We start from the raw sequence: 2,772 nt of genomic DNA, 5'->3' as shown, positions 1-2,772 counted from the left end.
CCTCCGGCATGGGCAACCCGATCACTGCGGCGATCGCTAAGCCATTGGCCGACGCCATCGTGGACTACGACCTGGGCCCACGGGTACAAGGGCTTACGGGCACCGTCATGGCAAGCTTTGGCGTGGCGGCCGGGGCTGCGTCCGGCAACGTGCTGCTGACCGGCCTGTCGCTCGATCAGATGTATGCGCAGGCGAGCATGGCGGTGTTCGGAACGCCGACAGCCACAGCGCTCAACAGGGGACTGCAGGAGGGGCTGGGTCTGTCGCCCGCTGGAGCGGCGATGGGTGAAATGGCGCTCACAATGGGGGCGGCTGCGGGGCCTGCGGTTGTGAATGCCTTGCGTAGTAGAGCTGCTCTTAGCGTGGAGGGGGCCACCGTCAGGGCTGGAAGTGTCGAAGATGCTGGCAATGTCGCGAGTGCTACGGGTCGCGGGGAGCTTGTGGGGCCGACCATCCCCGCCGACATCGCCGCGAATCGACAAGCGGTTTCAGCGCTCGGCATACCGAACCGTCTGAGCCCACGACAGGAGTTGCACATCCCACCCGTCTCTGATGGCCGAAGCGTACTGACCACAGACCCCTCGGACCTTGTCCAGGGTTTGGTCGATGGCAACTTCAGGGTATTGCGTACACCAAAATCGGGTCAAGCCATCGTCGACTTTGGTCGACCCATTGGGGACTACTGGCGGACACAAGATGGTGTCCCAACCTTTGTCGGACCGACAAACTACGGCTCAGTCATGTTCGGCAAAAACGGAACTCACATCGTTCCGGCCAATCCTTTACAGTGGTAAATATGAACGCAGAAGCTCTTGTAAAAGCATCCAAAGTGATATCAGCGCGAAACGTAAACTTGCGAGTCAAGTTAGTAAGGGTCAGCTGGGATGCTTCAGCCTGCAAAATGACTGTCGCCTATTACATTGACGGAGAGCCAAGCGAAGAGGAAATCGAACTTTGCGAGCTTTCAATGAGTGAACTCTTGGCCGAGTTTCCCGACGTGAAATCTGCTGACACAAAGTGCGTTGAAGCGCCCGCCGACGAATATTTGATTGCTTTGCCGGGGGTCGTATATACAAGAGATTGAATTAGTGGGAACAAAGCGGCTAGCGAGCGAGCTACCGGCCCTACGACCGGAGGCGCATGATTGAGACACCGACCCGGCGAGGGCGGCGATGCCCAGGGAACACCGCCGGGTTGAGCTACAAGGTGGCGCTGGAAGCGCAAGCCAGCGCAGCCGTGGCTCAGGCGTCCACCACGGCCAACGGGGCCGGCGGCGGCAGAGGCTCGGTGAACTTCAACGAGGCTGAATACAACGCGTACATCACCGCTGGAGAGACACAGCGGCTTGCAGCAAGGAGCGCCACTGCCCAAGAGGCGGCACAGGTGACGGCGCAGCAGGAAAGGCAAGGCATGATGATCGCGGCCGCGCTGAGTGGAGGCGCCTCGGTTCTGGATGCAAGCCTGCCGGCAGGCGTGGCCTCCGGCATGGGCAACCCGATCACTGCGGCGATCGCTAAGCCATTGGCCGACGCCATCGTGGACTACGACCTGGGCCCACGGGTACAAGGGCTTACGGGCACCGTCATGGCAAGCTTTGGCGTGGCGGCCGGGGCTGCGTCCGGCAACGTGCTGCTGACCGGCTTGTCTCTCGATCAGATGTATGCGCAGGCGAGCATGGCGGTGTTCGGAACGCCCGCAGCCACAGTGCTCAACAGAGGATTGCAGGAGGGGCTGGGTCTGTCGCCGGCCGGGGCGGCGATGGGTGAGATGGCGCTCACAATGGGGGCTGCTGCGGGGCCTGCGGTTATGAGTGCTTTGCGTAGTAGAGCTGTTCCCAGCTGGACGGGGGAACAGCTAGCTTTGCGAATAGTGGAGTGCTAAAGCAAACAGGCGCGAGGCAAGTCCTTGATCCCAATTCAGTAAAGGCATGGGATGTGGTCGAAGATGCATACGGCGCGATCCGTAATGATCCAACAGATATCGCCACAATTGCGCGAAATACTGGTTGGACAGAGGCTCGGATTTCGAGAGTGAAGGACCATGTTTTTTTCAAGGAGCATCAACTAGACGCTGGAGTGAGGCGCTTTGATGCAGACCCGGACATGCTGAATTCTTGGAGTCGCTTGACTAAGGGAGACTTTGTGCGATCTGATATGGACTTGCTTCGCCATGAAATCTTTGAATCAAAATTCGAAGGAATCTTCAAGACAAATTATGTCGATGCTCACAGGGCGGCAATCAAAGCTGGGCGGATTTGGACTCCGGAGTAAATTATGGGCTTCTACGTAAAAATTGAAAAAACGTTTGAAACTGAAACAGTTGCGCAATACACTTTTGAAGGCGATCATGGTCTAAAGGGACTGCTCGCGCTCGATAAGACAAAGGGTGAAGTCACTCTGGTTGAGCCCATGCCCGGCGATGATCGAATGCATTGCTTTAACCGGGCAATAGTCAAGATCACACGGGAATGGCGAGAGGGACGATTGCCTCAAACTCTTGAATGGGCTTCATAAATAATTTCGGCAATGTGATTGGCGACGCACTGGCAGCGGCCAACGGCCAGAGCGCATCGCCTGAAGTGCGACTTCCTGCGCAAGCCATGGAAGTTGCTCCTGGCTCCAGCGATGACTGGGTACTGAACTTGGGCGATGCGGCCAGTACGGGCTATGGTCCTGGGTCACGGTACTTCGGCGCCGCAGGCATCGGTGCCTATCCGGTGAATGCAGGCTTCAACATCAGCGGCAGCGGTGGCCAGGGCATCACTGAAGCCAC

The 2,772-nt window shown here is 58.2% G+C and carries 5 protein-coding genes; all 5 read left to right on the top strand.

Features of this window, described 5'->3' with window-relative positions:
• On the top strand, nucleotides 1–794 hold a 794-nt coding region (locus tag ABIC63_RS29805), incomplete at its 5' end, for a polymorphic toxin type 50 domain-containing protein (RefSeq protein WP_354322457.1).
• 2 nt (nucleotides 795–796) lie between these two features.
• Nucleotides 797–1,084: a MafI2 family immunity protein gene (locus tag ABIC63_RS29945; protein ID WP_502935934.1), complete on the top strand. Its 288-nt coding sequence runs from the start codon at nucleotides 797–799 to the stop codon at nucleotides 1,082–1,084.
• Nucleotides 1,085–1,194: 110 nt separating this feature from the next.
• On the top strand, nucleotides 1,195–1,881 hold the full coding sequence (locus ABIC63_RS29795; RefSeq protein WP_354322455.1) for a hypothetical protein: 687 nt from the start codon (nucleotides 1,195–1,197) through the stop codon (nucleotides 1,879–1,881).
• 392 nt (nucleotides 1,882–2,273) lie between these two features.
• On the top strand, nucleotides 2,274–2,513 hold the full coding sequence (locus tag ABIC63_RS29790) for a hypothetical protein (protein ID WP_354322454.1): 240 nt from the start codon (nucleotides 2,274–2,276) through the stop codon (nucleotides 2,511–2,513).
• Nucleotides 2,501–2,772, top strand: a 272-nt coding sequence (locus ABIC63_RS29785; protein WP_354322453.1) for a hypothetical protein, incomplete at its 3' end; no start/stop codon positions are given. The genes ABIC63_RS29790 and ABIC63_RS29785, both read left to right, overlap by 13 nt.

It is taken from the genome of Pseudacidovorax sp. 1753, from assembly GCF_040544975.1.
Lineage (GTDB): Bacteria > Pseudomonadota > Gammaproteobacteria > Burkholderiales > Burkholderiaceae_C > Xenophilus.
The sequence above is the reverse complement of the archived record's forward strand: the minus strand, read 5'-3'. Positions and strand labels throughout refer to the sequence as shown.

Coding starts and splice junctions, on each gene's coding strand:
- ABIC63_RS29790 (WP_354322454.1), top strand. CDS start 2,274: ATGGGCTTCTACGTAAAAATTGAAAAAACGTTTGAAACTGAAACAGTT.
- ABIC63_RS29945 (WP_502935934.1), top strand. CDS start 797: ATGAACGCAGAAGCTCTTGTAAAAGCATCCAAAGTGATATCAGCGCGA.